Below are 25,548 nucleotides of genomic sequence, written 5' to 3' on the forward strand. Positions count from 1 at the left end.
ACCGTGACCGACCTGACCAGGCTCACCGCGGCCGAGATCGCCGCCAGGATCGCCTCCGGCGAGGTCACCGCCGTCGAGGTGACCGAGGCGCACCTGGCCCGTATCGAGGCCGTCGACGAGAAGGTGCACGCCTTCCTGCACGTGGACCGCGAGGGGGCGCTCGCCCAGGCGCGCGCCGTCGACGCGAAGCGGGAGCGCGGTGAGGAGCTGGGCCCGCTGGCCGGTGTTCCGCTCGCGCTCAAGGACATCTTCACCACCAAGGGGATCCCGACCACGGTCGGTTCCAAGATCCTCGACGGTTGGATCCCGCCGTACGACGCGACCGTCACCCAGCGGCTGCGGGACGCGGACGTGATCGTCCTCGGCAAGACCAACATGGACGAGTTCGCCATGGGGTCCTCGACCGAGAACAGCGCCTTCGGCCCCACCGGCAACCCCTGGGACCTCACCCGGGTCCCCGGCGGCTCCGGCGGCGGCTCCTCCGCCTCGCTGGCCTCCTTCCAGGCCCCGCTCGCCATCGGCACCGACACCGGCGGCTCGATCCGCCAGCCCGCCGCCGTCACCGGCACGGTCGGGGTCAAGCCGACGTACGGCGGGGTCTCCCGCTACGGCATGGTGGCGTTCTCGTCCTCGCTCGACCAGGGCGGACCCTGCGCCCGCACCGTGCTGGACGCGGCGCTGCTGCACGAGGTCATCGCCGGGCACGACCCGATGGACTCGACCTCCATCGACGAGCCGGTCCCGGCCGTCGTCGAGGCCGCCCGCAACGGAAGCGTGCGGGGCATGCGGATCGGCGTCGTCAAGGAGTTCGCGGGCGAGGGCTACCAGGCCGGCGTCATGCAGCGCTTCAACGAGTCGGTGGAGCTGCTGCGGGAGCTGGGCGCCGAGATCGAGGAGATCTCCTGCCCGTCCTTCGACAAGGCGCTGGCCGCGTACTACCTGATCGCGCCGTCCGAGTGCTCGTCCAACCTGGCCCGCTTCGACGCCATGCGCTACGGCCTGCGGGTGGGCGACGACGGCACCAAGTCCGCCGAGGACGTCACCGCGCTCACCCGTGCGGAGGGCTTCGGCGCCGAGGTCAAGCGCCGGATCATGCTCGGCACCTACGCGCTCAGCTCCGGCTACTACGACGCGTACTACGGCTCCGCGCAGAAGGTCCGTACGCTGATCAAGCGCGACTTCGAGAAGGCCTTCGAGCGGGTCGACGTGCTGATCTCGCCGACCACCCCGACCACCGCCTTCCCGATCGGCGAGCGCGCCGACGACCCGATGGCGATGTATCTGGCCGACCTCTGCACGATTCCCACCAACCTCGCGGGGAACGCGGCCATGTCACTGCCCTGCGGTCTGGCACCGGAGGACGGTCTGCCGGTCGGATTGCAGATCATCGCCCCCGCCATGGCCGACGACCGGCTCTACAAGGTCGGTGCCGCGGTCGAGGCCGCGCTCATCGGCAAGTGGGACCACCCGCTGATCGAGGAGGCACCGTCCCTATGAGTGCGATCAAGAAGGCGAAGGGCTTCAAGAAGTCCAGGCCCGGCACCTACCTGTCCATCGCGACCTCGCTGTTCGGCGCGGTCAGTGTGGCGAAGCAGGCCAAGAAGGCCCGATTCGAGAACGACAAGCTACAGCTGGCCGACGCGGTGGTCTCGGCCGCCGCCATCGTCACCGGCGTCGCCCTGCTCATCCGCGAGCTCAAGCGCATGGGCGACGACGACGTCCTCGCGGACTGAGAGGTTAGTTTTCCGTGACCGTCACTGAACTGGTGTCGTACGAGGACGCCCTCGCCACCTACGACCCCGTGATGGGGCTCGAGGTGCATGTCGAGCTCGGCACCAAGACCAAGATGTTCTGCGGGTGCTCCACGGCGCTGGGCGCCGAGCCCAACGCGCAGACCTGCCCCACCTGCCTCGGCCTGCCCGGCTCGCTCCCGGTGGTCAACGCGACCGGCGTCGAGTCGGCCATCAAGATCGGACTCGCGCTCAACTGCGAGATCGCCGAATGGTGCCGCTTCGCCCGGAAGAACTACTTCTATCCGGATATGCCGAAGAACTTCCAGACGTCGCAGTACGACGAGCCGATCGCCTTCAACGGCTATCTGGACGTCGATGTCGACGGTGAGGTCTTCCGCGTCGAGATCGAGCGCGCCCATATGGAGGAGGACACCGGAAAGTCCACCCATGTGGGTGGCGCGACCGGCCGCATCCACGGCGCCCAGCACTCCCTCCTGGACTACAACCGGGCCGGGATCCCGCTGATCGAGATCGTCACCAAGCCGATCGTCGGCGCCGGGGAGAAGGCCCCGGAGGTCGCCAAGGCGTATGTGACCGAGCTGCGCGAGCTCATCAAGTCGCTCGGGGTCTCCGAGGCGCGCATGGAGATGGGCCAGATGCGCTGCGATGTGAACCTGTCGCTGCGCCCGCAGGGCGCCGACAAGTTCGGCACCCGCTCCGAGACCAAGAACGTCAACTCGCTGCGGTCGGTCGAGCGCGCGGTCCGCTTCGAGATCCAGCGCCATGCCGCGGTGCTGAACGACGGCGGCACGATCATCCAGGAGACCCGTCACTTCCACGAGGAGGACGGCTCCACGACCTCGGGCCGGGTCAAGGAGGAGGCGGAGGACTACCGCTACTTCCCCGAGCCCGATCTGGTGCCGGTCGCCCCCGCCCGGACGTGGGTGGAGGAGCTGCGCGGCGGGCTTCCGGAGCTGCCGCGGGTGCGTCGCAACCGGCTGCGCGAGGAGTGGGGCCTGTCCCGGCACGAGATGCAGTCGGTGCTCAACGCGGGCGCGATCGACCTGATCACGGCCACGATGGACGAGGGTGCCCCGGCCGACCAGGCCCGTAAGTGGTGGATGGGCGAGCTGGCCCGCCGTGCCAACGAGGACGGTGTGGAGCTCGCCGGGCTGCCGATCACCCCGGCGCAGGTCGCCCGGGTGTGCGCGCTGGTCAAGGAGGGTTCGCTCAACGACAAGCTGGCCCGCCAGACCATCGAGGGCGTCCTCGCGGGCGAGGGCGGCCCGGACGAGGTCGTCGCCGCGCGCGGGCTGAAGGTCGTCTCGGACGAGGGCGCGCTGGGCACCGCCGTGGACGAGGCGATCGCGGCCAACACGGCCATCGCCGACAAGATCCGCGGCGGCAAGGTCGCGGCGGCGGGTGCGCTGGTCGGCGCGGTCATGAAGGCCACGCGCGGCCAGGCGGACGCGGCGCGGGTGCGCGAGCTGATCCTGGAGAAGCTGGGCGTCGAGGGCTGACCGGCTCGACGTACATCCGTTTCGGTTCCTGACGGCGGCGGGGTGCGCGAGGGCGCGCCCCGCCGCCGTCGTATGCGCCCTTCCGCGCTGTCCGGCGGCTCACGCGGCGGAGCCGCATGGCGATGCTTTCCCCTCCCCGCCCCTTCCCGCTACCAGGGGCTCCGCCCCTGGACCCCGGGGGCGACATGCCGACCGTCGCGCCGTGAACCCCCGCACGGACGGGCTGAGCGCGGGCGGCACGCCGTCGCAATGCATGACCGGCGGACGCCCGTGCACATCCGCGGTATCCGGCCGGGGAGGGCGGCGCCCGCACTGGCGGCTTGACCGCCATCGCCACGTCGGCGCCCCCGTACCTCCGGGTCGTCCGGCTGGGGTCTGGGGGAGCCCCAGTTTCGGGAAGGGGCGGGGAGGGGAGCAGCTCGCCGCAGGCGTCACGATCCGCCGGGCGCCCCCGCACGTCCGGGTCGTCCGGCTGGGGTCTGGGGCGGAGCCCCGCCATGCGGCGGAGCCGCATATCGATGCCGTGGGAAGGGACGGGGAGGGGGCAGCTCGCCGCGGGCGCCAAGACCCGCCGGGCGCCCCTGGAGCAGCCCGGACGTCCCCCGTACCTCCGGGTCGTCCGGCTGGGGTCTGGGGGAGCCCCAGTTTCGGGAAGGGGCGGGGAGGGGAACAGGTCGCCGCAGGCGTCACGATCCGCCGGGCGCCCCCAGAGCGGTCCGGGCCCCAAGACCCGCCGCCCCCCACAGCAGCCCGGCCACCCCTAGAGCAGCATCGGCTCCAGATGCGGCACCTCGAACCCCTCGTCGTCGAAGGGATACAGCGGCCGTACGAGCCGCCGATGGCCCAGGCGCGCCAGATCCTGGTCGACCCCACCGGGCGTGAGCGCGAGCCGCCAGTCCGCCGCCAAGTCGTACAGCTCGGGCTCCAGATAGCCGATCTTGACGACGACGAGGTCATAGCCGCGCGGATCCAGCTCGCCGAAGTCGGCCAGGGTGTGGAACGGCTTGCGGCGGCTGACCAGGATCGCCGTGACGCCCCCTTGGCGCACCGCCGCGAGATCCCCGCCGACCGGGTCGTCCCGGCGCAGGGCGACCACCTCGCCGGTCAGTTCGCAGGGCGCGGCGTGGTCCGCCGTCCCCCGGCTGATCCCGCCGCCGACGGACAGCCGGACCGTCGCGCCCGGCCCGGCGGCGAAGCACTCCGCGACCGCCGCCGGATCGGTGATCCCGGGGTGCAGGGCGGTCGCGCGGCCGGCGGCCAGATCCTCGTTGGCCAGCAGCCGCCCGAGCATATAGGCGAGGTCCCCCGCGCCCCCGGCCGTGGGATTGTCGCCGGAGTCGCTGATCAGGAAGGGGCGGGCGGAGGAGGCGATGGCCTCGGCGACGCACTCGTCGGCGCCTCCGGTGGGGCCGACGAAGGCGAAGTCGCGGCGCATCTCCCAGTACTCGCGGGCCAGGGAGCGGGTCTGCTCGACGGCGAGCACGGGGTCGTCGCCGGTCACCACGACGGCCGCCCGGCAGCGCGGCTCGTCGGCCCAGGCGTAGCCCACCCAGATCGCCGCGTCCACGACACCGTCCATCGCCTCCACGGCGGCCAGCCGCCCGTACAGCGACTTGGCGGGCTCCAGACGGGTGCTGGTGCGCTCCCCGGGCAGCAGTACCGGGATCTGCACCCAGGCCAGATGCGGACGGCCCCTGCCGGAGGCCAGGCGCTCCACCAGCTTGCGGGCGGCGCGCTCGCGGGTCTCCCAGGCGTCCTCGTGCGGGGCGAGCCGGTGGGCGGTGATCAGATCGAGTCGGCCGGCGAAGCGGCGGGAGACATTGCCGTGGAGGTCCATGGCGGCGGAGATCAGCGCGTCGGGCCCGATCGCCTCCCGTACGGCCTCGGTCAGATCGCCCTCGGCGTCCTCCAGGCCAACGACGCTCATCGCGCCGTGGATGTCGTAGACCAGCCCGTCGAGCGGCCCGGCCCGCCGCAGCCGGTCGATCAGCTCGCCCTTGATCCGGTCGTAGGTCCCGCGCTCGACCGGGCCGCCGGGGAGCGAGACGGCGTGGAGCAGTGGCACCCACTCGGCGCGCCCGGCCAGATCGCCGTCCGGCCGGGTCCAGGCGTAGCGGTCCAGCAGCTCGGCGCCGCGGGTCACGCGGAAGTCGTCGTAGGCCGCGCGGTGCGGGCTGAAGGTGCTGGACTCGATGTGCATACCGCCGATGCCGATACGCGGGCGGCGGCCTCCGGACGCGGCAGGATTCATGCTCTCCGACTTCCCCCTCCCGTATGTGGTGAAGCCCACAAAGGGGACAAAGGATCTTTTCCGCCTGGCAGAGTGCCAGGTCACAAGCACATCACGGCGCCCCCCGGCGCACGACCCGGAAAGCAGCCATGGCCGCACTCGCCCGCTGGTGTCTCAGGCGCCGCGCCATCGTCATCGTGTTGTGGCTGGCCGCCTTCGCCGGGGTCGCCGCGGCGGCGGCCGTGACGGGTTCGGCGTACTCCAACGACTACGACATCCCGGGCACCGACTCCTCCAAGGTCTCCGCCCTGATGGAGCGGCGGCTGCCGGACCGGGCGGGGGACAGCGACACCATCGTCTGGCACACCGCGGACGGCGCGGGCACCGTACGCGCCCCAGGGGTCGAGCGGCGGATGGCGGCGGCGCTGCGGCAGGTGGCGGACCTGCCCGGCGTCGCCTCCGTGACCGGCCCGTACGGCGCCGTCTCCGCGACCGGTCCGTACGGCGCCGGTGACACCGGCCGGCTGGGCGGATCCGGCGGGCTCGGCGAAGCCGGTGACAACAGCCGGATCAGCGCCGACGGGCACACCGCCTACGCCACCGTCGTCTTCCGCGAACCCGCCGCCGACCTGGGCGAGGCGGAGGTGCGCCGGGTGCTCGACACGGTGCGCTCCGCCGCCGCCGGGGCCAAGGGACTCCAGGTCGAGATGGGCGGCGCGGGCGCCGGGCTCACCGAGCGGACCGGGCCCGCCCATCTGAGCGAGGCCATCGGGGTCGGCGTGGCCGCCGTGGTGCTCTTCCTCGCGTTCGGCTCGCTCGCGGCGACGCTTCTGCCGATAGCCACCGCGCTCATCGGCGTCGGCACCGCGTACGCGGCCATCGGGCTGCTCGGCCACGCCATGACGATCGCCGACTTCGCGCCCATGCTCGGCATGCTGATCGGCCTCGGCGTGGGGATCGACTACGCGCTGTTCATCGTCACCCGGCACCGCAAGGGGCTGCGGCGGGGGCTTTCGGTCGAGCAGGCCGCCCAGCGCGCGGTGGCCACCTCGGGGCGCGCGGTGGTCTTCGCGGGCGCGACCGTCTGTCTCGCGCTCCTCGGCATGCTCGTCCTGCGGCTGTCCTTCCTCAACGGGGTGGCGGTCGCGGCGGCGCTCACCGTCGCCCTTACGGTCGCCGCCTCGCTCACCCTGCTGCCCGCGCTGCTCGGACTGATCGGCATGCGGGCCCTGAGCCGGAAGGAGCGCAGACGGCTGGCCGATCGGGGGCCGGAGGCCGCGGCGTCCCAGGGCCTGTGCGCCCGCTGGGCGCTCTACGTCGAGCGCCGCCCCAAACTGCTGGGAGCGGCCGCGGCCGCCCTCATCGCGGTGCTCGCCCTGCCCACCTTCTCGCTCCACCTGGGCACCTCGGACCAGGGCAACGGCTCCTCGGCCTCGACCACGCGCCGCGCCTACGACCTGCTGGCCGAGGGGTTCGGACCAGGTTTCAACGGCCCATTGACGCTGATAGGCAGCATGGACGGGGCCGACGACCGTATGGCCTTCACCCAACTGTCCGAGACCCTGCGCACCATCCACGGGGTGGCCTCGGTGAGCGCCGCGGACCTGGGCGGAGGCGGCGACACCGGCGTCATCACGGTCGTCCCCACGACGGCACCGCAGTCACGGGACACCTCCGACCTCGTCGGACGGCTGCGCGCCGAGGTGCTGCCCCGGGCCGAGGAGGGCAGCTCGCTGCGGGTCTACGTGGGCGGGCTGACCGCGGGCTACGACGACTTCGCCGCGGTGATCGTGAGCAAGCTGCCGCTGTTCGTGGGGGTGGTGGTGGCGCTGGGATGTGTGCTGTTGCTGCTCGCGTTCCGCAGCATCGGCATCCCGGTCAAGGCGGCGGTCATGAACGTGGCCGCCGTCGCGTCGTCCTTCGGCGTGGTGGTCGCGATCTTCCAATGGGGCTGGGGGAGCGAACTGCTGGGGCTGGGCAGGGCGGGCCCGATCGAGCCCTTCCTGCCGGTGATCATGGTGTCGGTGCTCTTCGGGCTCTCCATGGACTACCAGGTCTTCCTGGTCAGCCGGATGTACGAGGAGTGGCGGCGCACCCGGGACAACCGCACCGCGGTCCGGGTGGGGCTCGCCGAGACCAGCCGGGTCATCAACTCCGCGGCCGTCATCATGATCGCGGTCTTCTCGGCATTCGTGCTGAGCGGCGACCGGATCATCGCGATGTTCGGCATCGGACTGGCGGCCGCGGTCGCCCTGGACGCCTTCGTCCTCCGTACGCTCCTGGTGCCCGCGCTGATGCATCTGCTCGGGGGCGCCAACTGGTGGCTGCCGGGCTGGCTGGAGCGGCTGCTGCCGAGGATCAGCATCGAGGCGGAGGGCGATGGCGCGGGCGACGCCGAGGCCGATGGTGAGGGCGACGCCCATGGCGATGGCGAGGGGTCGGCGCCCGGACCGGTGGCGGTGCCCGTGCCACTGCCGGGGCAGCCCGCGAACGGCGCGGCGCGGGCCGGTACGGCACGGTCGCCGGTGCCCTAAGGACCCTCCTCGGGCCTTCTCAGCCGTGTGGGCCGGGTGCCTAAGGCCCTGGCCCGAGCGAAGATCGGGCAGCCTGCCGATGTGCCGGGCCCTCCTGGGCGACGAGAGTGGACGCGTTCCACGAAACCAATCGTCACAGGGGGAGAACGCCATGCTGCACCATGAGCTGTACCGGATCCGTGAGGCCGAGCTGCTGCGGGAGGCCGCCGCCCACCGGCTGGTCCGGGAGGCGGCCGAGGGGCCCGGCGGCCGGTCGGCCGGGCGGGAGGGGGGAGGGCGGCCGAGGCCGGTCCGGCGGTGGCGCGGCGACCGCTCACCGCGGTCGTACCGCACGGCGGCCTGACGGCGGCCGGGCCGTGCCGCTCGTCATAGGGGCTGGAGCAGGGTCTGGAGCCGGAGCTGGGTCTGGAGCCGGAGAGGTGGAACCCGGAACGGCGGGTGCCGGAAAAGCCGGTGCCGCGCTGTCGGGGCCCTGTGCGATGCTCGACGACGTGCACACCACGTCCGTCAGCCCGGTCTTCATCGGCCGCGCCCAGGAGTTGGCGACCCTCGAGGACGCGCTCGCCCGCGCCACCGCGGGCGAGCCGCAGGTGCTGCTGGTGGGGGGAGAGGCGGGGGTCGGCAAGACCCGGCTCATCGACGAGTTCCTGGCCTCGGCCGTGGCCGCGGGGGCGGTCGCCGCGGTCGGCGGCTGTGTGGAGATCGGCGCCGACGGACTGCCGTTCGCGCCCGTGTCCACCGTGCTGCGCTCACTGCGCCGCAAGCTGGGCACCGAGCTGGACGGGGCCGCCGCCGGACAGGAGGGCGAACTGGCCCGGCTGCTGCCCGAGCTGGGCGAGACCTCCCGCGCGTCCCGTGACGGAGACGGCCGGGCCCGGCTGTTCGAGCTCACGGTCCGGCTGCTGGAGCGGCTGGCCGCGGAGCGCGTCCTCGTCGTCGCCATCGAGGATCTGCACTGGGCGGACCGCTCCACCCGCGAACTGCTCGGCTATCTCTTCCGCTCGCTGCTCAGCGCCCGGCTGCTGGTCGTGGCCACCTACCGCTCCGACGACATTCACCGCCGCCATCCGCTGCGCCCCTTCCTCGCCGAGGTGGACCGGATGCGCGAGGTGCGGCGCATCGAGCTGTCCCGCTTCACCCGGGGCGAGGTGCACGCCCAGCTGACCGGGATCAACGGGGCCGAGCCGGAGCGCGAGCTGGTCGACCGGATCTTCAAGCGCAGCGACGGCAATGCCTTCTTCGTGGAGGAGATCGCCCGCTCCCTCAACGAGGGCTGCGCCACCGGGCTCAGCGAATCGCTGCGCGATCTGCTGCTGGTGCGGGTCGAGGCGCTGCCCGAGGAGGCCCAGGGGGTGGTGCGGATCCTCGCCGAGGGCGGCTCCTCGGTGGAGTACGAACTGCTGCGCGCGGTCGCCCGGCTGGGCGAGGACGAGCTGATCGACGCGCTGCGGGCCGCCGTAGGGGCGAACATCCTGCGCCCCACGGCCGACGACAGCGGCTACCGCTTCCGGCATTCGCTGGTGCGCGAGGCCGTGCGGGACGATCTGCTGCCCGGCGAGCGCTCCCGGCTCAACCGGCGCTTCGCGGAGGCCCTGGAGGCCAAGCCCGCGCTGGTACGGGCCGATGAGCGGGCCGCCCGGCTGGCCAGCTACTGGTACCACGCGCACGACCCCGCCAAGGCCCTGCCCGCCGTGCTCCAGGCGTCCGTCGCGGCGCGGCGGCGGTACGCCCACGCGGAGCAACTGCGGCTGCTGGAGCGGGCCATGGAGCTGTGGGAGGACGCCCCCGAGGAGATACGTCGGGCGCAGCGGCCCATGGACTACGCGGAGGTGTACCCCGCCCGCGGCTGCGAGGACCAGGCGCTGCGCCATCTCGATCTGCTCGCCGAGGTGGTGGTGGCCGCGCATATGTCCGGGCAGCGGGAGCGCGCGCTGGCCGTCAGCAAGCGGGCGCTGCGGACGCTGAACCGGGGCGGTGACGATCCGCTGCGGGCCGCCTGGTTCTGGACCCAGCAGGGCAAACTGATGGAGGGCCTGGCCCGCGGTGACGGCTGGGAGGAGCTGAGCCGGGCCCAGGAGCTGGTGCGCGGGCTGCCGCCGTCCCCCGTGCACGCCGAGGTCATGGCGCAGGTGGCGGGCTGGACGATGACCCACCGGCCAGGCGCCGAGGGCCTGGCCGCCGCCGAGCGGGCGGTGGAGCTGGCCCGGCTGGTCGGCGCCGAGAGCACGGAGCTGAACGCCCGTCTGACACTGGGCTACTTCACCGGTGACTCCGGCGACGTCGAGCGCGGGCTGGCCGAGATGCGCAAGGTCTGCGAGCGGGCCCTGGACCTCGATGACATCAGCGTCCTGGGGCGCTGCTATGTGAATCTGGCCTCGGTGCTGGAGGGGGTCGGCCGGTCGGCCGAGGCGGTGGAGACCGCCGAGGAGGGCGCCCGGGCCCTGGACCGCGTCGGCCTGGTGGACTCCCGGGCGTGGGTCTACGGGAATCTGGCCGAGTCGCTGTTCTCCCTGGGCCGCTGGGACGAGGCGGAGGCGGCGGCCCTGAAGACCCGGCGGCTCGCCCTCGGCACCAAGCCGCGCGGCACCGCCGCCAACCGGCTCGTCCAGCTGGCGTTGGCGCGCGGGGAGTGGGACACGGCGGAGCGCGAGCTGGCCGCGGCCCGGGAGCACTACGGCGCCCGCAACACCGAACCGCAGTACACCCTCCAGATCATGGGGCACGCCATCGAACTCGCGGCGGCCCGTGGCCGGATCCTGGAGGTCCGGGCCCTGCTGGACCAGGCCGTGGAGACCGGTTTCCCGCCCGGGATGCAGCGCTACGCCTGGCGGTTGCTGTACGCGGCCGCCGCGGCCGAGTCGGCCGCGCGCGGACTGCCCACGGCCGAGCCGGGCCGGGGCGAGGCGCTGGCCCGCCTCCGGGCGGCGGTGAAGCGGGTGCCGCAGCCCGTGCCGGTGTGGCGGGCCCACGCGGCGATGGTCCAGGCCGAACTGGCGCGCGCCGAGGGCCGGGACCGGCCCGACCTCTGGGCCGAGGCCACGGCCGCCTTCGCCGCGCTGGATCGCCCCTACCCCCTGGCCCGCGCCCGCCACCGCTGGGCAGAGGCACTACTCACCCCCACCCCGAGCCCGTCTGCCCGGGGCACCCCCGCCCCGGTCCTCTCCGGCCAAGGTGCCCCCGACGTAGCCACCCCTGGCCCGGGCGCCTCCGGCCAAGGTGACTCCGGTCGGGGTGCTCTGGGTCGGGGCACCGGGGCCCAGGCTGATCGCGAGCATGCCGCCGAACTGCTCGCCCAGGCGTATGCCGTGGCCGACCGGCTGGGTGCCCGTCCGCTGCGCGAGGAGATCGAGCTGCTGGCCCGGCGTGCCCGGCTGCCCTTGGCGTCCGCCGTGACCCGCGCCGCGCTTGACGCGTCCCCGGGGCGCACCCCCGCGCTGCCTCCGGGCCCTGGCTCCCCGGCCCCGGCCGCCGAGGCCGCCGGACCCGCCGATCCGGCCGAGGAGCTGGGGCTGACGCCGCGGGAGCGGGATGTGCTGCGGCTGGTCGCCGACGGCCGCAGCAATCGCCAGATCGCCGAGGAGCTCTTCATCTCGCCCAAGACGGCCAGCGTGCATGTCTCCAACATCCTGGCCAAGCTGGGCGTCTCGGGCCGGACCGAGGCTGCCGCAGTGGCCCACCGACTGCGCCTGGTGGACGGCCTGGCCAACGGCGCGGCGGCGGCCCGCTGACGGGGTGCGCGGTGCGCACCGTCAGCACGCCGGGGCGCTGACGAGACGCGCGGTACCCCGACCGCCCGCCGGGCCAGTCCCCTTCCGGGTCAGTCCTCTCCCGGGTCAGTCCGCTTCTCAGTCCCCTTCGCGGGGACGGATCACCACTCGCCCGGAGTCAAGGTCTATAGGGCCCTTCCCCGGGTCGCTGCTGCGCGTCTCGTCGAGCGTGAACTCCAGCCGGTTGCGCTCTTCCTCGGTGTGCTTGCGGCCGGGCGCGAACAGTTCCTCGATGAGGTTGAACATGACGACCCCCGTAGGCGTGCGACTGCTGCCAGTGTAGGCAGACCCGTCACAGAACGGGCACTCCGCACCATGTCGGCCGAACTCAACGCCACGACCAGCCGATTCGCCCTCCCCTCGGTGGACCTTCCTTAAGTGGCTCTCCCGTCAGTGGATCCCTTCAGCGGACCTCCAACCGCAGGATCCGGTCGTCCTCCCGGCCCGGATCACCACGCCCATCCGTATTGCTCGTGGTCAGCCACAGCCCCCCGTCGTCCGCCGCCACCACGCTGCGCAGCCGTCCGTACTTCCCGTCCAGGAACGACTGTGGCTTCGCCACCGCCTTGTCGCCCTTCAGCGGAATGCGCCACAGCCGCTCACCGCGCAGCCCGGCCATCCAGATCGAGCCCTTGGCGAAGGCGATTCCGCTCGGCGAGGCGTCCTTGGGCTTCCACTGCTCCAGCGGATCGGCGAAGCCCTTCTTCCCGGCCTTGCCCTCGACTTCCGGCCAGCCGTAGTTCTTGCCCGGCTCGATCAGATTGAGCTCGTCCCAGGTGTCCTGGCCGAACTCGGAGGCCCACAGCCGCTTGTCCGCGTCCCAGGCCAGACCCTGCACATTGCGGTGCCCCGGGGAGTAGACGACCGACTGGGCGTCGGGATTGCGGGGCGCGGGCTCGCCGTCCGGGGTCATCCGCAGGATCTTGCCGCCGAAGGAGTCCATGTCCTGGGCGAGTCCGCGGTCACCGCTCTCGCCCGTGCCCGCGTAGAGCATCTTGTCCGGGCCGAAGGCGATGCGGCCCCCGTTGTGGATCGTGCCCTTGGGGATGCCCTTGAAGATCGTGTCCGGGGCGCCGAGCTGATCGCCGGCGGGGCGCTTGTCGTCGTACACCATCCGGACGATGCGGTTGTCCGAATCGGTGGTGAAGTACGCGTAGACCATATGGTCCGTGCCGAAGTCGGAGGAGACCGCCAGCCCCAGCAGCCCGCCCTCACCGGCGGCGGAGACGCCCGGGACGGACCCGAGCTCGGTCTTCTTCCCCGAGTCCGCGGAGACCTTGAAGATCTTCCCGGTGTTCCGCGAGGAGACCAGCAGATCCCCGCCGGGCAGCGGCGCGAGCCCCCAGGGGGAGTTCAGCTTCGTGGTGAGCGTGCGCTCCACCTTCACCGAGCCCTTCGCGGGCGCCGCCGACTCCGTAGGCGAGGGCGACCCCGAGGAGGAGCCCCCGCCGCCCGGCTTCGTGGGCCCGGACGAGCGGCCACCCGGTCTATTGATGCTGTCGCCGTCGGACGAGCAGCCCGCCACGAGCACCACGGCGGCAGCGGCAGCGGCGGCGAGAACAGAGGTGACGCGAGGACGTCGCACGGTCGGGTTCCTCTCCATGGGCACGTGTGCCGCGGCACGGCACTGATTCTTATACACCGCGGGCCCGCGCCGGGTTCCCATCCCCGAATCGGGCCCGGACCAGGGCGGAACGCACAACGGCGGCCCGCGCCGGGCGGCCGGGCGCGACGCGTTCAGTCCCATGACCCCCGCGCCGGCGGCAGCCCCGCGATCTCGTCGAGGTCCTCGGGGGAAAGCGGCAGACCGGCCGCCGCGCAGTTCTCCGCCGCCCACCGCTCCCGCTTCGTCCCCGGCACCGGCACCACATGCGGCCCCTGCGCCAGCAGCCAGGCCAGGGCCACCTGCGCCGGGGTCACCCCGTCCCCGTGCCGCTGGGCGACCCGCCGCAGACCGGCCACGATCGGCTGGTTCGCGGCCATCATCTCCGCCGTGAACCGCGGATGCCGGGCCCGCATGTCGTCCGGCTCGAAACCCTGCCCGGGGGTGAGCGTCCCGCTCAGGAAGCCGTTGCCCAGCGGCATCGCCGCCAGGAAGCCCACCCCGCGCGAGGCGCACCACGGCACCAGCGCCTCCAGCGCGTCGGGCGACCACACCGACAGCTCCGCCTGCACACAGCTGACCGGAAAGACCTGCTGGACCCGCTCCAACTGGCGCACCGTGGCGTCGTGCATCCCGGCTCCCGCCCTCCGCTGCGCCCGCGCGCCCACCGCGCACAGCCCGAGCGCCCGTACCTTCCCGGCCGCGACCAGCTCCGCCATCGCGCCCCAGGTCTCCTCTATGGGGACCTCGGGGTCGGCCCGGTGCAGCTGGTAGAGGTCGATCACATCGGTCTGGAGCCGGCGCAGCGAGGCGTCGCAGGCCCGCTTCACATAGCCGGGCCGCCCGTTGGCCACGATGTGCTGGTCGCCCACCAGCAGTCCGCACTTGGTGGACACGAAGGCGTCCGCCCGCCGCTCCTTGAGTACCCGCCCCACCAGCAGCTCATTGGTGAACGGGCCGTACATGTCGGCGGTGTCCAGCAGGCTCGCCCCCGAGTCCAGCGCGGTGTGCACGGTGCGCACCGACTGCTCGCCACTGCGCTGCGAAGCGGTGTACGCCCAGCTCATCGGCATGCATCCCAGGCCGATGGCCCCCACTTCGAGCGCCGCCGCTCCGATTCTCCTGCGCTCCACCTGGCCTGACCCCTCCCGTTCCTCGGACCCCAAACTAACCTCTGCCAACGGCCGGTGATCGAATAGCCTCCTGGCATGAGTGCAGATCACAGCGATACGTTCCGCCACCACGATTCGACTCACGGTTCATCCGAAGCGCGCGACCTGGTGTGGCTGCCCATCCCGCCCGAGGAGATGGACGGCCTCCCCGACACCCTCGAATACGCCCACTGGGACGGCGGTGAGGACTTCCCCACCGACCCGGCGCGCTGCGCGTTCTACTGCGTCCCCTACATGAAGCCGCCGCAGGTGTGCACCCGCCCGCTGCCCGCCATGACCAACCTGCGGGTGGTGCAGACCCTGACCGCCGGAATAGACCACATCAAGCCCGCGCTGGCCGATCTCGCGCCCGGGGTGCGGCTGTGCAACGCGCGCGGGGTGCACGACGCGAGCACCGCCGAGCTCGCCCTCACCCTCATCCTGGCCTCGCTGCGCGGTATCCCCGACTTCGTCCGGGGCCAGGACGCCGAGGAGTGGCGCTCCGGCTTCCGCCCCGCGCTCGCCGACAAGTCCGTACTGATCGTCGGCTACGGGGCCATCGGCAGCGCGATCGAGGATCGGCTTGTGCCGTTCGAGTGCGAGCGGGTGGCGCGCGTCGCGCGCTCCCCGCGCACGACCGAGCGCGGCCCGGTGCATCCGATCGACGAATTGCCCCGACTGCTTCCGGAGGCCGATGTGGTGGTGCTGGTGACCCCGCTCACCGAGGCCACCCGTGGTCTGGCCGGGGCGGAATTCCTGTCGCTGATGAAGGACGGGGCGCTGCTGGTGAATGTCTCCCGTGGTGGGGTCGTGGACACCAAGGCCCTGCTCACGGAGTTGGAGTCGGGCCGGCTGCGGGCCGCGCTCGATGTGACCGACCCCGAACCACTGCCCGCCGGGCATCCCCTGTGGCACGCTCCAGGGGTGCTCATCTCCCCGCATGTGGGCGGCCCCACGTCGGCCTTCCTCCCGCGGGCCAAGCGGCTGTTGAGGGATCAGCTGCATCGTTACGCGCGCGGCGAGTCGCTGGCACATCTCGTCGCCACGACGGGGTAGACATGCCTCTGGCACCACATACAGGCACCGATTGACTCCCCTCCGTATATACAACGCCGTAGTCGGTTACGGTCCGTAGATGGCCTATGTCCCTGAGTGACCACTCTGGTGTATCGTCCCGAGCGGGGGCTGCGCCACTGACCTGACGGCGTCAGCGATGGACCGGAACTCGAGGGGGGCGACGGGCGATGTATGGCCGATGGACCGACAACCCGACGCAGCTCAGGCGTCGACCGCGACACTTCCGCGCAGCCGCGCGGTTCTCCAACTCGACGAGGCCCGCGGGGATACCGCTGCCCGGTGCCCCGAGGCGCCAGTGGTCCGCCACGCAGTGGATGGCAGTCCAGTGAGCGCCACGGGAGCGGTGCTCGCCCGGCCGTCGGTCTCCGGCGGCGGGGCCGGGCTGTTGCCGCAAGTGGTCCTCGCCCTGGTCTGCGGCGGTTACGCGGCGGGGGCGATCATCGGCTGGGGATCGTCCCAACTGGCCCTCGTCATGGGTGACTTCGGGCTGAGCGCCGCCGCGTTCGCCGCCACGGCCTCCTGTCTGTGGCACGGCCGCCGGCACGCCGGGCGGCTGCGCCCGGCCTGGCTGCTGTTCGCCGCCTCCTCGGCCATGGCCGGGCTGGGGAACGCCGTATGGGGCTGGTACGAGGTGGTGCTGGGCCGCCCCGTGCCGACGCCCTCGGTCGCCGACTTCTGCTTCCTGCTCTTCGCGCCGCCCGCCATCGTCGGGATGCTGGTGCTCGCCAAGCGCCCCACGAGCCGCGCCCGGTGGATCTGTCTGGGGCTGGACGCCTGGCTGATCGCCGGATCGCTGGTCACGCTCTCCTGGAGCCTCGCGCTCGCCCACACCGGGGAGTTCGGCGCGGACGGCGCCTCCGTGGCCCGCGGCGCCCTGTCGCTCGCCTATCCGCTGCTGGACATCGTGCTGGTGAGCATGGTGATCGTGCTCCACTTCCGGCGCTCCTCGGGCAACCGCTCCGCGATCAACACCGCGATCGCCGCCTTCGCGCTCACCGTGCTGTGCGACGCGCTGTTCACCTCGCCGCTGCTGCGCGAGCACTACCGCTCCGGGCAGATACTCGACGCCGGGTGGTTCGCCGGTTCCGCGCTGCTGGCGTACGCACCATGGGTGGCCCGCCGCGAGGCCGCCCAGAACCCGCCGCCGGCGCGCCGCTCCCCGCAGCAGAGCGTTCCCATCGCGGGCTCGCTCGCCGCACTCGCGCCCTATCTCGCCGCCGCCGTCTGCACCTTGGGGGTCCTGTTCAACGTGATGGACGGCCGGCCGATCGACGGGGTGGTGCTCTTCACCGCCTGCGCGGTCGTGCTCGCCCTCGTCGTCCGACAGGCGATCATGCTGATGGACAACATCAGGCTCACCCAGGAACTCGCCCACAAGGAGAACCACTTCCGCTCCCTGGTGCAGAGTTCCAGCGATGTGATCATGATCGCCGCGCCCACCGGAATCCTGCGCTACGTCAGCCCGGCCGCCTCCGGGGTCTACGGCCGCGACGCGGACGAGATGATCGGCTCCGAGCTGGCCTCCCTCATCCACCCCGAGGATCTCGGATCGGTGGTCCACGAGGTCCGCCGGTTCCTGGCCGCCTCACCGGGCGAGGAGCCCACCACGCGGATCGAATGCCGCTTCCGCTCCGGCTCCGGCGACTGGCTCAACGTGGAATCCACGATCAACCGCCACCACGGCGGGCTGATCTTCAACAGCCGCGATGTCACCGAGCGGGTCCGGCTCCAGGCCCAGCTCCAGCACAACGCGGAGCACGACCCGCTCACCGATCTGCCCAACCGCGCCCTGTTCACCCGTCGGGTCGCGCACGCCGTCGCCGGCCGCCGCCGTACGGACGCCGGCACCGCCGTGCTCTTCATCGACCTCGACGGCTTCAAGGCGGTCAACGACACCGTCGGCCACCACGCCGGGGACGAGCTGCTGGTCCAGGCCGCCCGCCGGCTCCAGGAGTCCGTGCGGTCCGGGTCCGGCGACTGCGCGGCCCGGCTCGGGGGCGACGAGTTCGCCGCCCTCATCCTCGGTGACGGCGAGGGCGACGCGGGCACCCGCGAGCAGCGCATCATGGAGATCGCCGACCGGCTGCGGCTCCGGCTCTCCCAGCCCTACCGGGTCGAGGGCGGCACCGAGGTCCGCGTGGCCGCCAGCATCGGCGTCGCCTTCGCCGAGTCCGGCACCAGCCCCGGCGCCCTGATGCGCAACGCCGACCTGGCGATGTACCGCGCCAAGGCCGCGGGCAAGAACCGCGTGGAGCTCTACGCACCGCAGATGCAGGCCGAGGTGGCGCGGCGCGCCGAGGTCGCCACCAGACTGCGCGCCGCCCTGCACGACGGGGAGTTCGTACTGCTGCACCAGCCCGTCGTCGAGCTGACCAGCGGCCGGATCACCGCGGTCGCGGCCCAGGCCCGCTGGCGCTCGGCCCAGGGCATCCTGTTCACCCCCGCCGAGTTCCTCCGGGTCGCCGACAACGGCCGGGGGAGCGGCGAGGACACCGCCCGTACCGCCGAGCTGTCCCGCTGGATGCTGGAGGCGGCCGTGGAGCAGGCCGCCCAGCGGCGCCGCGACGGCCATCCGGTCCCGGTCTGCGTACGGCTCCCCGCGAGCCGGCTGGTGGACAAGTCGATGCCGCCCAAGGTCGTGGAGACCCTGCTGGCCCGCCATGGGCTGCCGTCCGGCGCGCTGATCCTGGAGCTCACCGACAGCGATCCACGGGTGCCGCTGGACGAGCTCGAGCACCGCCTCGGCGCGCTGCGCCGTCTGGGGGTGCGGATCGCCCTCGACGGCTTCGGCAGCGGCTATGCCGCGATCAGGGCGCTGCGCAGGCTCCCCATCGATGTGCTGAAACTGGACCCCGGACTGGTCGAGGGAGTGGTCGAGTCCTCACGGCTGCACAAGATCACCGCAGGGCTGCTGAGGATCGCCGGCGACCTCGGAATGCAGTCCATCGCAGAGGGGGTGGAGTTGCCCGAGCAGATTGTCACCCTGCGCGGTATGGGATGCACCCACGCCCAGGGGGCGGCCTTCAGCGGGCCGCTGGACGAGCACCGGCTGCGCCGGGCGCTGCTGCGCGGCGGCTATCCGGTGCCGCGCCCGGAGCCCCCGCTGCTGGTCGGCGGCGCCCTGCCGATCCGGCACGGCGTTCATGGCGGGCACGGCGGCTCCCACGGCCCGCGCCGTACGGAGCCGCACACCCACCCGCCGACCCGCTCAAATACTGAGACGCCCGTCCCACCCACTTGACACCCGATATGCGCGGGGGGGAGGGTCGGAGCCATGCGCACCCGAATTCTCGTACTTGGACAGCGCGTCGGCTGAGCAGGGCTCATCGAAGCCCTGCGGACCCTCACCGGCGCGCTCCCCTCGCTTGCCTTACGGCACGAGGGGTTTTTTGTTGCACCGGCAGGGTCCGGTGCACTGCCCCGCCCCCTCCCTCCCGCACCGAACCTCATCTTCGAGAAGAGAATGCCGATGACCGAGCAGGCCTCCGGGTCCCATCACCCCCAGCCTCGGCCCCGTAGCGGCGGACCGCAGTCCGCCCCCGTCGAGCACGTCACGGGCGCGCAGTCCCTCATTCGTTCCCTCGAGGAGGTGGGTGCCGACACCGTCTTCGGCATCCCCGGTGGCACGATCCTCCCCGCTTATGACCCGATGATGGACTCCTCGAAGGTCCGGCACGTGCTCGTCCGCCATGAGCAGGGCGCCGGCCACGCGGCCACCGGCTACGCCCAGGCCACCGGCAAGGTCGGCGTCTGCATGGCGACCTCGGGCCCCGGAGCGACCAACCTGGTCACCCCCATCGGCGACGCCCATATGGACTCGGTCCCGATCGTCGCGATCACCGGCCAGGTGGCGTCCAAGGCCATCGGTACGGACGCCTTCCAGGAAGCGGACATCTGCGGCATCACCATGCCGATCACCAAGCACAACTTCCTGGTCACCCAGGCCGAGGACATCCCGCGCACGATCGCCGAGGCATTCCACATCGCCTCCACCGGCCGCCCCGGCCCGGTCCTGGTCGACATCCCCAAGGACGTGCTCCAGGCGCAGACCACCTTCTCCTGGCCGCCGCAGACCGATCTGCCCGGCTACCGCCCGGTCACCAAGCCGCACGCCAAGCAGATCCGCGAGGCCGCCCGCCTGATCAGCCAGGCCGAGCGCCCGGTGCTGTACGTCGGCGGCGGTGTGATCAAGGCCCGGGCCACCGCCGAGCTGAAGGTGCTGGCCGAGCTGACCGGCGCGCCGGTCACCACCACCCTGATGGCGCTGGGCGCCTTCCCCGACAGCCACCACCTCCACCTGGGCATGCCGGGCATGCACGGTACCGTCGCCGCCGTGACCGCGCTCCAGAAGGCCGATCTGATCGTGGCGCTCGGCGCCCGCTTCGACGACCGCGTCACCGGCAAGCTGGACTCCTTCGCCCCGTACGCCAAGATCGTCCATGCGGACATCGACCCGGCCGAGATCGGCAAGAACCGCGCCGCCGACGTGCCGATCGTCGGGGACGCCCGCGAGGTCATCGCGGACCTGGTCGTCGCCGTCCAGGCCGAGCACGACGCGGGCCACGCCGGTGACTACAGCGGCTGGTGGGAGGACCTGAACCGGTGGCGGGAGACCTACCCGCTCGGCTACGACCAGCCCACCGACGGCAGCCTCTCCCCGCAGCAGGTCATCCAGCGGATCGGGCAGCTGGCGCCGGAGGGCACGATCTTCGCCGCGGGCGTCGGCCAGCACCAGATGTGGGCCGCCCACTTCATCGACTACGAGACCCCCGCGACCTGGCTGAACTCCGGCGGCGCCGGGACGATGGGCTACGCCGTCCCGGCCGCCATGGGCGCCAAGGCCGGCGCCGGCGAGGGCCGTACGGTCTGGGCGATCGACGGTGACGGCTGCTTCCAGATGACCAACCAGGAGCTGGTCACCTGCGCGCTGAACAACATCCCGATCAAGGTCGCGATCATCAACAACGGCGCGCTGGGCATGGTCCGCCAGTGGCAGACCCTCTTCTACAACCAGCGCTACTCCAACACGGTCCTGCACTCCGGCCCCGACGCCCCCGCGCAAGCGAGCCTGGGCACCCGCGTCCCCGACTTCGTGAAGCTCTCCGAGGCCATGGGCTGCGTCGGACTGCGCTGCGAGGACCCGGCCGACCTCGACGCCGTGATCGAGAAGGCCAACGCGATCAACGACCGCCCGGTGGTCGTGGACTTCATCGTCCATGAGGACGCCATGGTCTGGCCGATGGTCGCGGCCGGCACCTCCAACGACGAGATCCTGGCGGCGCGCGACACCCGCCCGGACTTCGGCGACGGCACGGACGACTGAGACCAGGACCGAGAGAGAGAAGAGACCGAGCCCATGTCCAAGCACACGCTCTCCGTCCTGGTGGAGAACACCCCCGGCATCCTGGCCCGGATCGCCGCCCTGTTCTCCCGCCGCGGCTTCAACATCGACTCGCTGGCCGTCGGCGTCACCGAGCACCCCGACATCTCCCGGATCACCATCGTGGTCAATGTCGAGGAGCTGCCGCTGGAGCAGGTCACCAAGCAGCTCAACAAGCTGGTCAACGTGTTGAAGATCGTCGAGCTGGAGGACGGCCAGGCGATCCAGCGGGAGCTCGTCCTGGTCAAGGTCCGCGCCGACAACGAGACCCGCTCCCAGATCGTCGAGATCGTCCAGCTGTTCCGCGCCAAGACCGTGGACGTCTCCCCGGAGGCCGTGACCATCGAGGCCACCGGCAGCAGCGACAAGCTCGAGGCCATGCTCAAGATGCTGGAACCGTACGGCATCAAGGAGCTGGTCCAGTCCGGCACCATCGCCATAGGGCGCGGCGCCCGCTCCATCACCGACCGGAGCCTGCGCGCGCTCGACCGGTCCGCCTGACCCCGCCCGACCAGCGGAGCCACGGTCCGGCGCCACCCGCGCGCCGGACCGGATGGCGAGACCCCGAAACCTTCACCCGCCCGCCCGTCATACGGTGGGAAGCACAACCCACACGCTAGGAGATTCCCGAAGTGGCCGAGCTGTTCTACGACGACGACGCCGACCTGTCCATCATCCAGGGCCGCAAGGTCGCAATCCTCGGCTACGGCAGCCAGGGCCACGCCCACGCGCTGTCGCTGCGCGACTCGGGCGTCGACGTCCGGGTCGGCCTGCACGAGGGCTCCAAGTCCAAGGCCAAGGCCGAGGAGCAGGGCCTGCGCGTGGTCACCCCGGCCGAGGCGTCCGCCGAGGCCGACGTGATCATGATCCTGGTCCCGGACCCGATCCAGGGCAAGGTCTACGAGGAGTCCGTGAAGGACAACCTGAAGGACGGCGACGCGCTGTTCTTCGGGCACGGTCTCAACATCCGGTTCGACTTCATCAAGCCCCCGGCCAACGTGGACGTCTGCATGGTCGCCCCCAAGGGCCCGGGCCACCTGGTCCGCCGCCAGTACGAGGAGGGGCGCGGCGTGCCGTGCATCGCGGCCGTCGAGCAGGACGCCACGGGCAACGCCTTCCCGCTCGCACTCTCGTACGCCAAGGGCATCGGCGGCACCCGTGCCGGCGTCATCAAGACCACCTTCACCGAGGAGACCGAGACCGACCTCTTCGGTGAGCAGGCGGTGCTGTGCGGCGGCACCTCGGCGCTGGTCAAGGCCGGGTTCGAGACCCTGGTCGAGGCCGGTTACCAGCCGGAGATCGCGTACTTCGAGTGCCTCCACGAGCTCAAGCTGATCGTGGACCTGATGTACGAGGGCGGCCTGGAGAAGATGCGCTGGTCGATCTCCGAGACCGCCGAGTGGGGCGACTACGTCTCCGGTCCGCGGATCATCAACGAGTCCACCAAGGCCGAGATGAAGAAGATCCTCGGCGAGATCCAGGACGGCACCTTCGCCAAGAACTGGATGGCGGAGTACAACGCCGGCCTGCCGAAGTACAACGAGCTGAAGAAGGCCGACGAGAACCACCTGCTGGAGACCACGGGCAAGGAGCTGCGCAAGCTCATGAGCTGGGTCGACGAGGAGGCGTAACCGCGCCTGGTGGCGCGGAGGCCGTGCCCCGGGTGCGGCGGGGGTCCCCGGACCCCCGCCGCACCCGGTTCGCGCTTTGTCCATCGCGCACCACCACGTGCGGGTGATCCTGCCGCAACGGCACATGACGAAGGCCCGACCGCCACTACACTCATCAACAGCAAGCGCGTCAGGCTCACAGCGTCGTGCGTCTCCCACGCGGCTGACCCCTTCACCGCCAGCGGCCGTCGGGACGGCCGTCCGCTGAGGACTAGTGAGGACTGAAGACCACGTGAGCACTGCTTCCACTGGTAAACCCGTCGTACTCATCGCCGAAGAGCTCTCTCCGGCGACGGTCGAGGCCCTGGGCCCGGACTTCGAGATCCGGAACTGCAACGGGGCGGACCGAGCCGAGCTCCTTCCCGCCATCGCCGATGTGGACGCGATCCTCGTCCGCAGCGCGACCAAGGTCGATGCCGAGGCCATCGCCGCCGCGAAGAAGCTGAAGGTGGTCGCCCGCGCGGGCGTCGGCCTGGACAATGTGGACGTCTCGTCCGCCACCAAGGCGGGCGTCATGGTCGTCAACGCGCCGACGTCCAACATCGTCACCGCCGCCGAGCTCGCCTGCGGTCTGCTGGTGGCCACGGCCCGGAACATCCCGCAGGCCAATGCCGCGCTGAAGAACGGCGAGTGGAAGCGCAGCAAGTACACCGGTGTGGAGCTGAGCGAGAAGACCCTGGGCGTGGTCGGCCTCGGCCGCATCGGCGTCCTGGTGGCCCAGCGGATGTCCGCCTTCGGCATGAAGGTCGTCGCGTACGACCCGTATGTGCAGCCCGCGCGGGCCGCGCAGATGGGTGTGAAGCTGCTCTCGCTGGACGAGCTGCTCGAGGTCGCCGACTTCATCACGGTCCACCTCCCCAGGACCCCCGAGACGGTCGGCCTGATCGGCGACGAGGCGCTGCACAAGGTCAAGCCCGAGGTCCGGATCGTGAACGCCGCGCGCGGCGGGATCGTGGACGAGGTGGCGCTGGCCGCCGCCCTCAAGGAGGGCCGGGTGGCCGGGGCCGGGCTCGACGTCTTCTCCCAGGAGCCGTGCACCGAGTCCCCGCTGTTCGAGTTCGACAATGTGGTGGTCACCCCGCATCTGGGCGCCTCGACCGGTGAGGCCCAGGAGAAGGCGGGCATCGCGGTCGCCCGCTCGGTGCGGCTGGCGCTGGCCGGCGAGCTGGTCCCGGACGCGGTGAACGTCCAGGGTGGCGTCATCGCCGAGGACGTACGGCCCGGGCTGCCGCTGGCCGAGAAGCTGGGGCGGATCTTCACCGCGCTGGCGGGCGAGGTCGCGGTCCGCCTCGATGTCGAGGTGTACGGCGAGATCACTCAGCACGACGTCAAGGTGCTGGAGCTGTCGGCACTCAAGGGCGTCTTCGAGGACATCGTGGACGAGACCGTCTCGTATGTGAACGCGCCGCTGTTCGCGCAGGAGCGCGGGGTCGAGGTGCGGCTGACCACCAGCTCGGAGTCGAGCGAGCACCGCAATGTGGTGACCGTGCGCGGCACCCTGTCGGACGGCGAGGAGGTCTCGATCTCCGGCACGCTGGCCGGCCCCAAGCACCAGCAGAAGATCGTCGCGGTGGGGGAGTACGACGTGGATCTGGCGCTCGCCGACCACATGGCCTTCCTCCGCTACACCGACCGCCCGGGTGTGGTCGGCACGCTCGGTCGCATTCTCGGCGAGGCGGGCATCAACATCGCGGGGATGCAGGTCTCGCGGGCCACGGCGGGCGGTGCCGCGCTGGTGGCGCTCACGGTGGACGACACCATTCCGCAGCCCGTGCTCACCGAGATCGCCGAGGAGATCGGCGCCACCTCGGCCCGCTCGGTCAATCTGGTCTGAGCCGCTCAAGGCATCACCCACCTGGGCCCGGTCCCCGCTTCGGCGGGGGCCGGGCCCAGGTCTTTGTGCGTCCACGGCGGCAAGGCGCGCCGGGGGGTTCCGAATCTTTTTCATCGTGTGTTGAATAATGGCGGTGGGCTCGCTACGCTCGCAGTTATGTGGAGAGAATTTCTCCACATAACTGTAGGTATGTGCCGTGCTGTCAGGAGAGCCCCGTGTCCGCAGACGCCGAGACCGACGCCCTTACTGGCGTCCCGTCGCACCCCATGCGCGCCGACGCGCGGCGCAACCGGGAGCAGATCCTGCGCGCCGCCCGCGAGGTCTTCGCCGATCAGGGGCCGGACGCCCCGCTGGATGAGATAGCCCGGCGCGCCGGGGTCGGCATCGCGACCCTCTACCGGCGGTTTCCGCACCGTGCCGATCTGCACCGAGGGGTCGCCATCGAGGTGCTGACCGCGCTGGTGGAGGCCGCGAGCCGGGCCGCCGCCGAGGAGGACGATCCCTGTCTCGCGCTGCGCCGCTTCATGCATGCCGCCCTCGACTTCAAGATCGGCTCGGTGATGCCCTCTCTGCTGGGCCGGTTCACCGTGGACGAGATCCTCGACGGCGTCCCCGGCGACGCCGTCGACCCGATCGACGCGATGCTCCTGCGTGCCCAGGCCCAGGGGCTGGTCCGGAGTGATGTCGTCTTCGGCGACATCACGCTGATGATCATCCGGCTGACGCGGCCGCTGCCCGGCGGCGGCCTGTTCGCCCCGGATGACGCCCTCGCCCATCGCCAACTGGACGTCTACATCGACGGGTTGCGCCCCACCGGTTCCCCGCGCCCCACCACCCCGCTCGGCGGCCCGGCCGTCGACGCGGAGGCGTTCAAGCGCATCCGGGAGCGAGTGGTCGACGACGCTCGCGAGGCCCATGACGTCCGGGAGGCCCGAGGCGCCCACGACGCCCCGGGGGCCCGAGGTGCCCACGACGCTCGCGAGACCCGCTCCGACCCCGACCCCGGCCCCGACGCCGACGCCGCTCCTGGTCCCGCCTGACCTCCCACT

17 protein-coding genes are annotated in these 25,548 nt (G+C 71.9%); 13 read left to right on the plus strand and 4 right to left on the minus strand.

Annotated features, from left to right (window positions below; translation table 11 throughout):
• Positions 1-3 precede the first annotated feature (3 nt).
• From gatA to gatB, 3 genes are read left to right on the plus strand one after another with little or no spacing between them, the layout of a single operon-like run.
• Positions 4-1,497 (plus strand): Asp-tRNA(Asn)/Glu-tRNA(Gln) amidotransferase subunit GatA, encoded by a 1,494-nt coding sequence (gatA, locus tag ACJX2R_RS35345; RefSeq protein WP_413103421.1) that lies wholly within the window; start codon positions 4-6, stop codon positions 1,495-1,497.
• Positions 1,494-1,733 carry a hypothetical protein gene (locus ACJX2R_RS35350; protein ID WP_020868240.1) on the plus strand — a complete coding sequence of 80 codons (240 nt, stop codon included), beginning with the start codon at positions 1,494-1,496 and terminating at the stop codon, positions 1,731-1,733. The genes gatA and ACJX2R_RS35350 overlap by 4 nt, the downstream gene beginning before the upstream one ends.
• Before the next feature lie 14 nt (positions 1,734-1,747).
• On the plus strand, positions 1,748-3,253 hold the full coding sequence (gene gatB / locus ACJX2R_RS35355; protein ID WP_413103422.1) for an Asp-tRNA(Asn)/Glu-tRNA(Gln) amidotransferase subunit GatB: 1,506 nt from the start codon (positions 1,748-1,750) through the stop codon (positions 3,251-3,253).
• A gap of 760 nt (positions 3,254-4,013) precedes the next feature.
• Here gatB and ACJX2R_RS35360 read toward each other — a convergent pair.
• On the minus strand, positions 4,014-5,504 hold the full coding sequence (locus ACJX2R_RS35360) for a M81 family metallopeptidase (RefSeq protein WP_413103423.1): 1,491 nt from the start codon (positions 5,502-5,504) through the stop codon (positions 4,014-4,016).
• Positions 5,505-5,632: 128 nt separating this feature from the next.
• Here ACJX2R_RS35360 and ACJX2R_RS35365 point away from each other — a divergent pair, with 128 nt between their 5' ends.
• From ACJX2R_RS35365 to ACJX2R_RS35375, 3 genes are all read left to right on the plus strand, one after another.
• On the plus strand, positions 5,633-8,017 hold the full coding sequence (locus ACJX2R_RS35365; protein ID WP_413103424.1) for an MMPL family transporter: 2,385 nt from the start codon (positions 5,633-5,635) through the stop codon (positions 8,015-8,017).
• 151 nt (positions 8,018-8,168) lie between these two features.
• The gene (locus tag ACJX2R_RS35370; RefSeq protein WP_413103425.1) at positions 8,169-8,360 is read left to right on the plus strand and encodes a hypothetical protein; all 192 of its coding nucleotides are present in this window, start codon (positions 8,169-8,171) and stop codon (positions 8,358-8,360) included.
• 136 nt (positions 8,361-8,496) lie between these two features.
• A complete protein-coding gene (locus ACJX2R_RS35375) occupies positions 8,497-11,745 on the plus strand; it encodes a helix-turn-helix transcriptional regulator (protein ID WP_413106019.1) in 3,249 nt (1,082 codons plus the stop codon).
• A gap of 117 nt (positions 11,746-11,862) precedes the next feature.
• Here ACJX2R_RS35375 and ACJX2R_RS35380 read toward each other — a convergent pair whose 3' ends face one another.
• The 3 genes from ACJX2R_RS35380 to ACJX2R_RS35390 form a co-directional block, all read right to left on the minus strand.
• Positions 11,863-12,030, minus strand: coding sequence for a DUF6191 domain-containing protein (locus ACJX2R_RS35380; RefSeq protein WP_167396640.1), 168 nt, complete (start codon positions 12,028-12,030; stop codon positions 11,863-11,865).
• A 157-nt stretch (positions 12,031-12,187) separates the two neighbouring features.
• Positions 12,188-13,387: a PQQ-dependent sugar dehydrogenase gene (locus ACJX2R_RS35385; RefSeq protein ID WP_413103426.1), complete on the minus strand. Its 1,200-nt coding sequence runs from the start codon at positions 13,385-13,387 to the stop codon at positions 12,188-12,190.
• A gap of 134 nt (positions 13,388-13,521) precedes the next feature.
• Positions 13,522-14,520 carry an aldo/keto reductase gene (locus ACJX2R_RS35390; RefSeq protein ID WP_262701724.1) on the minus strand — a complete coding sequence of 333 codons (999 nt, stop codon included), beginning with the start codon at positions 14,518-14,520 and terminating at the stop codon, positions 13,522-13,524.
• 75 nt (positions 14,521-14,595) lie between these two features.
• Between ACJX2R_RS35390 and ACJX2R_RS35395 the strand changes: the two genes are divergently transcribed.
• The 7 genes from ACJX2R_RS35395 (at position 14,596) to ACJX2R_RS35425 (ending at position 25,539) form a co-directional block, all read left to right on the plus strand.
• Positions 14,596-15,594 (plus strand): 2-hydroxyacid dehydrogenase, encoded by a 999-nt coding sequence (locus tag ACJX2R_RS35395; protein ID WP_209468615.1) that lies wholly within the window; start codon positions 14,596-14,598, stop codon positions 15,592-15,594.
• A gap of 346 nt (positions 15,595-15,940) precedes the next feature.
• Complete coding sequence (locus ACJX2R_RS35400) at positions 15,941-18,856, plus strand: putative bifunctional diguanylate cyclase/phosphodiesterase (RefSeq protein ID WP_262701727.1); 2,916 nt, start codon at positions 15,941-15,943, stop codon at positions 18,854-18,856.
• Positions 18,857-19,084: 228 nt separating this feature from the next.
• Complete coding sequence (locus ACJX2R_RS35405; protein ID WP_413103427.1) at positions 19,085-20,938, plus strand: acetolactate synthase large subunit; 1,854 nt, start codon at positions 19,085-19,087, stop codon at positions 20,936-20,938.
• 33 nt (positions 20,939-20,971) lie between these two features.
• Positions 20,972-21,496, plus strand: a complete 525-nt coding sequence (gene ilvN / locus ACJX2R_RS35410; RefSeq protein WP_191065556.1) for an acetolactate synthase small subunit — start codon at positions 20,972-20,974, stop codon at positions 21,494-21,496.
• Between the two features lie 131 nt (positions 21,497-21,627).
• Positions 21,628-22,626, plus strand: a complete 999-nt coding sequence (gene ilvC, locus ACJX2R_RS35415) for a ketol-acid reductoisomerase (protein ID WP_262701729.1) — start codon at positions 21,628-21,630, stop codon at positions 22,624-22,626.
• Positions 22,627-22,897: 271 nt separating this feature from the next.
• The gene (serA, locus tag ACJX2R_RS35420; RefSeq protein WP_262701730.1) at positions 22,898-24,499 is read left to right on the plus strand and encodes a phosphoglycerate dehydrogenase; all 1,602 of its coding nucleotides are present in this window, start codon (positions 22,898-22,900) and stop codon (positions 24,497-24,499) included.
• A 215-nt stretch (positions 24,500-24,714) separates the two neighbouring features.
• A complete protein-coding gene (locus tag ACJX2R_RS35425) occupies positions 24,715-25,539 on the plus strand; it encodes a TetR/AcrR family transcriptional regulator (protein WP_413103428.1) in 825 nt (274 codons plus the stop codon).
• The last annotated feature ends 9 nt before the right edge of the window (positions 25,540-25,548 follow it).

Origin of the sequence: Streptomyces sp. Inha503, assembly GCF_047215865.1 — a bacterium.
GTDB classification, from domain to species: Bacteria; Actinomycetota; Actinomycetes; order Streptomycetales; family Streptomycetaceae; genus Streptomyces; species Streptomyces lycopersici.

Coding starts and splice junctions, on each gene's coding strand:
- ACJX2R_RS35350 (WP_020868240.1), top strand. CDS start 1,494: ATGAGTGCGATCAAGAAGGCGAAGGGCTTCAAGAAGTCCAGGCCCGGC.
- ACJX2R_RS35360 (WP_413103423.1), bottom strand. CDS start 5,504: ATGAATCCTGCCGCGTCCGGAGGCCGCCGCCCGCGTATCGGCATCGGC.
- ACJX2R_RS35365 (WP_413103424.1), top strand. CDS start 5,633: ATGGCCGCACTCGCCCGCTGGTGTCTCAGGCGCCGCGCCATCGTCATC.
- ACJX2R_RS35370 (WP_413103425.1), top strand. CDS start 8,169: ATGCTGCACCATGAGCTGTACCGGATCCGTGAGGCCGAGCTGCTGCGG.
- ACJX2R_RS35375 (WP_413106019.1), top strand. CDS start 8,497: ATGCTCGACGACGTGCACACCACGTCCGTCAGCCCGGTCTTCATCGGC.
- ACJX2R_RS35380 (WP_167396640.1), bottom strand. CDS start 12,030: ATGTTCAACCTCATCGAGGAACTGTTCGCGCCCGGCCGCAAGCACACC.
- ACJX2R_RS35385 (WP_413103426.1), bottom strand. CDS start 13,387: ATGGAGAGGAACCCGACCGTGCGACGTCCTCGCGTCACCTCTGTTCTC.
- ACJX2R_RS35395 (WP_209468615.1), top strand. CDS start 14,596: ATGAGTGCAGATCACAGCGATACGTTCCGCCACCACGATTCGACTCAC.
- ACJX2R_RS35405 (WP_413103427.1), top strand. CDS start 19,085: ATGACCGAGCAGGCCTCCGGGTCCCATCACCCCCAGCCTCGGCCCCGT.
- ilvN (WP_191065556.1), top strand. CDS start 20,972: ATGTCCAAGCACACGCTCTCCGTCCTGGTGGAGAACACCCCCGGCATC.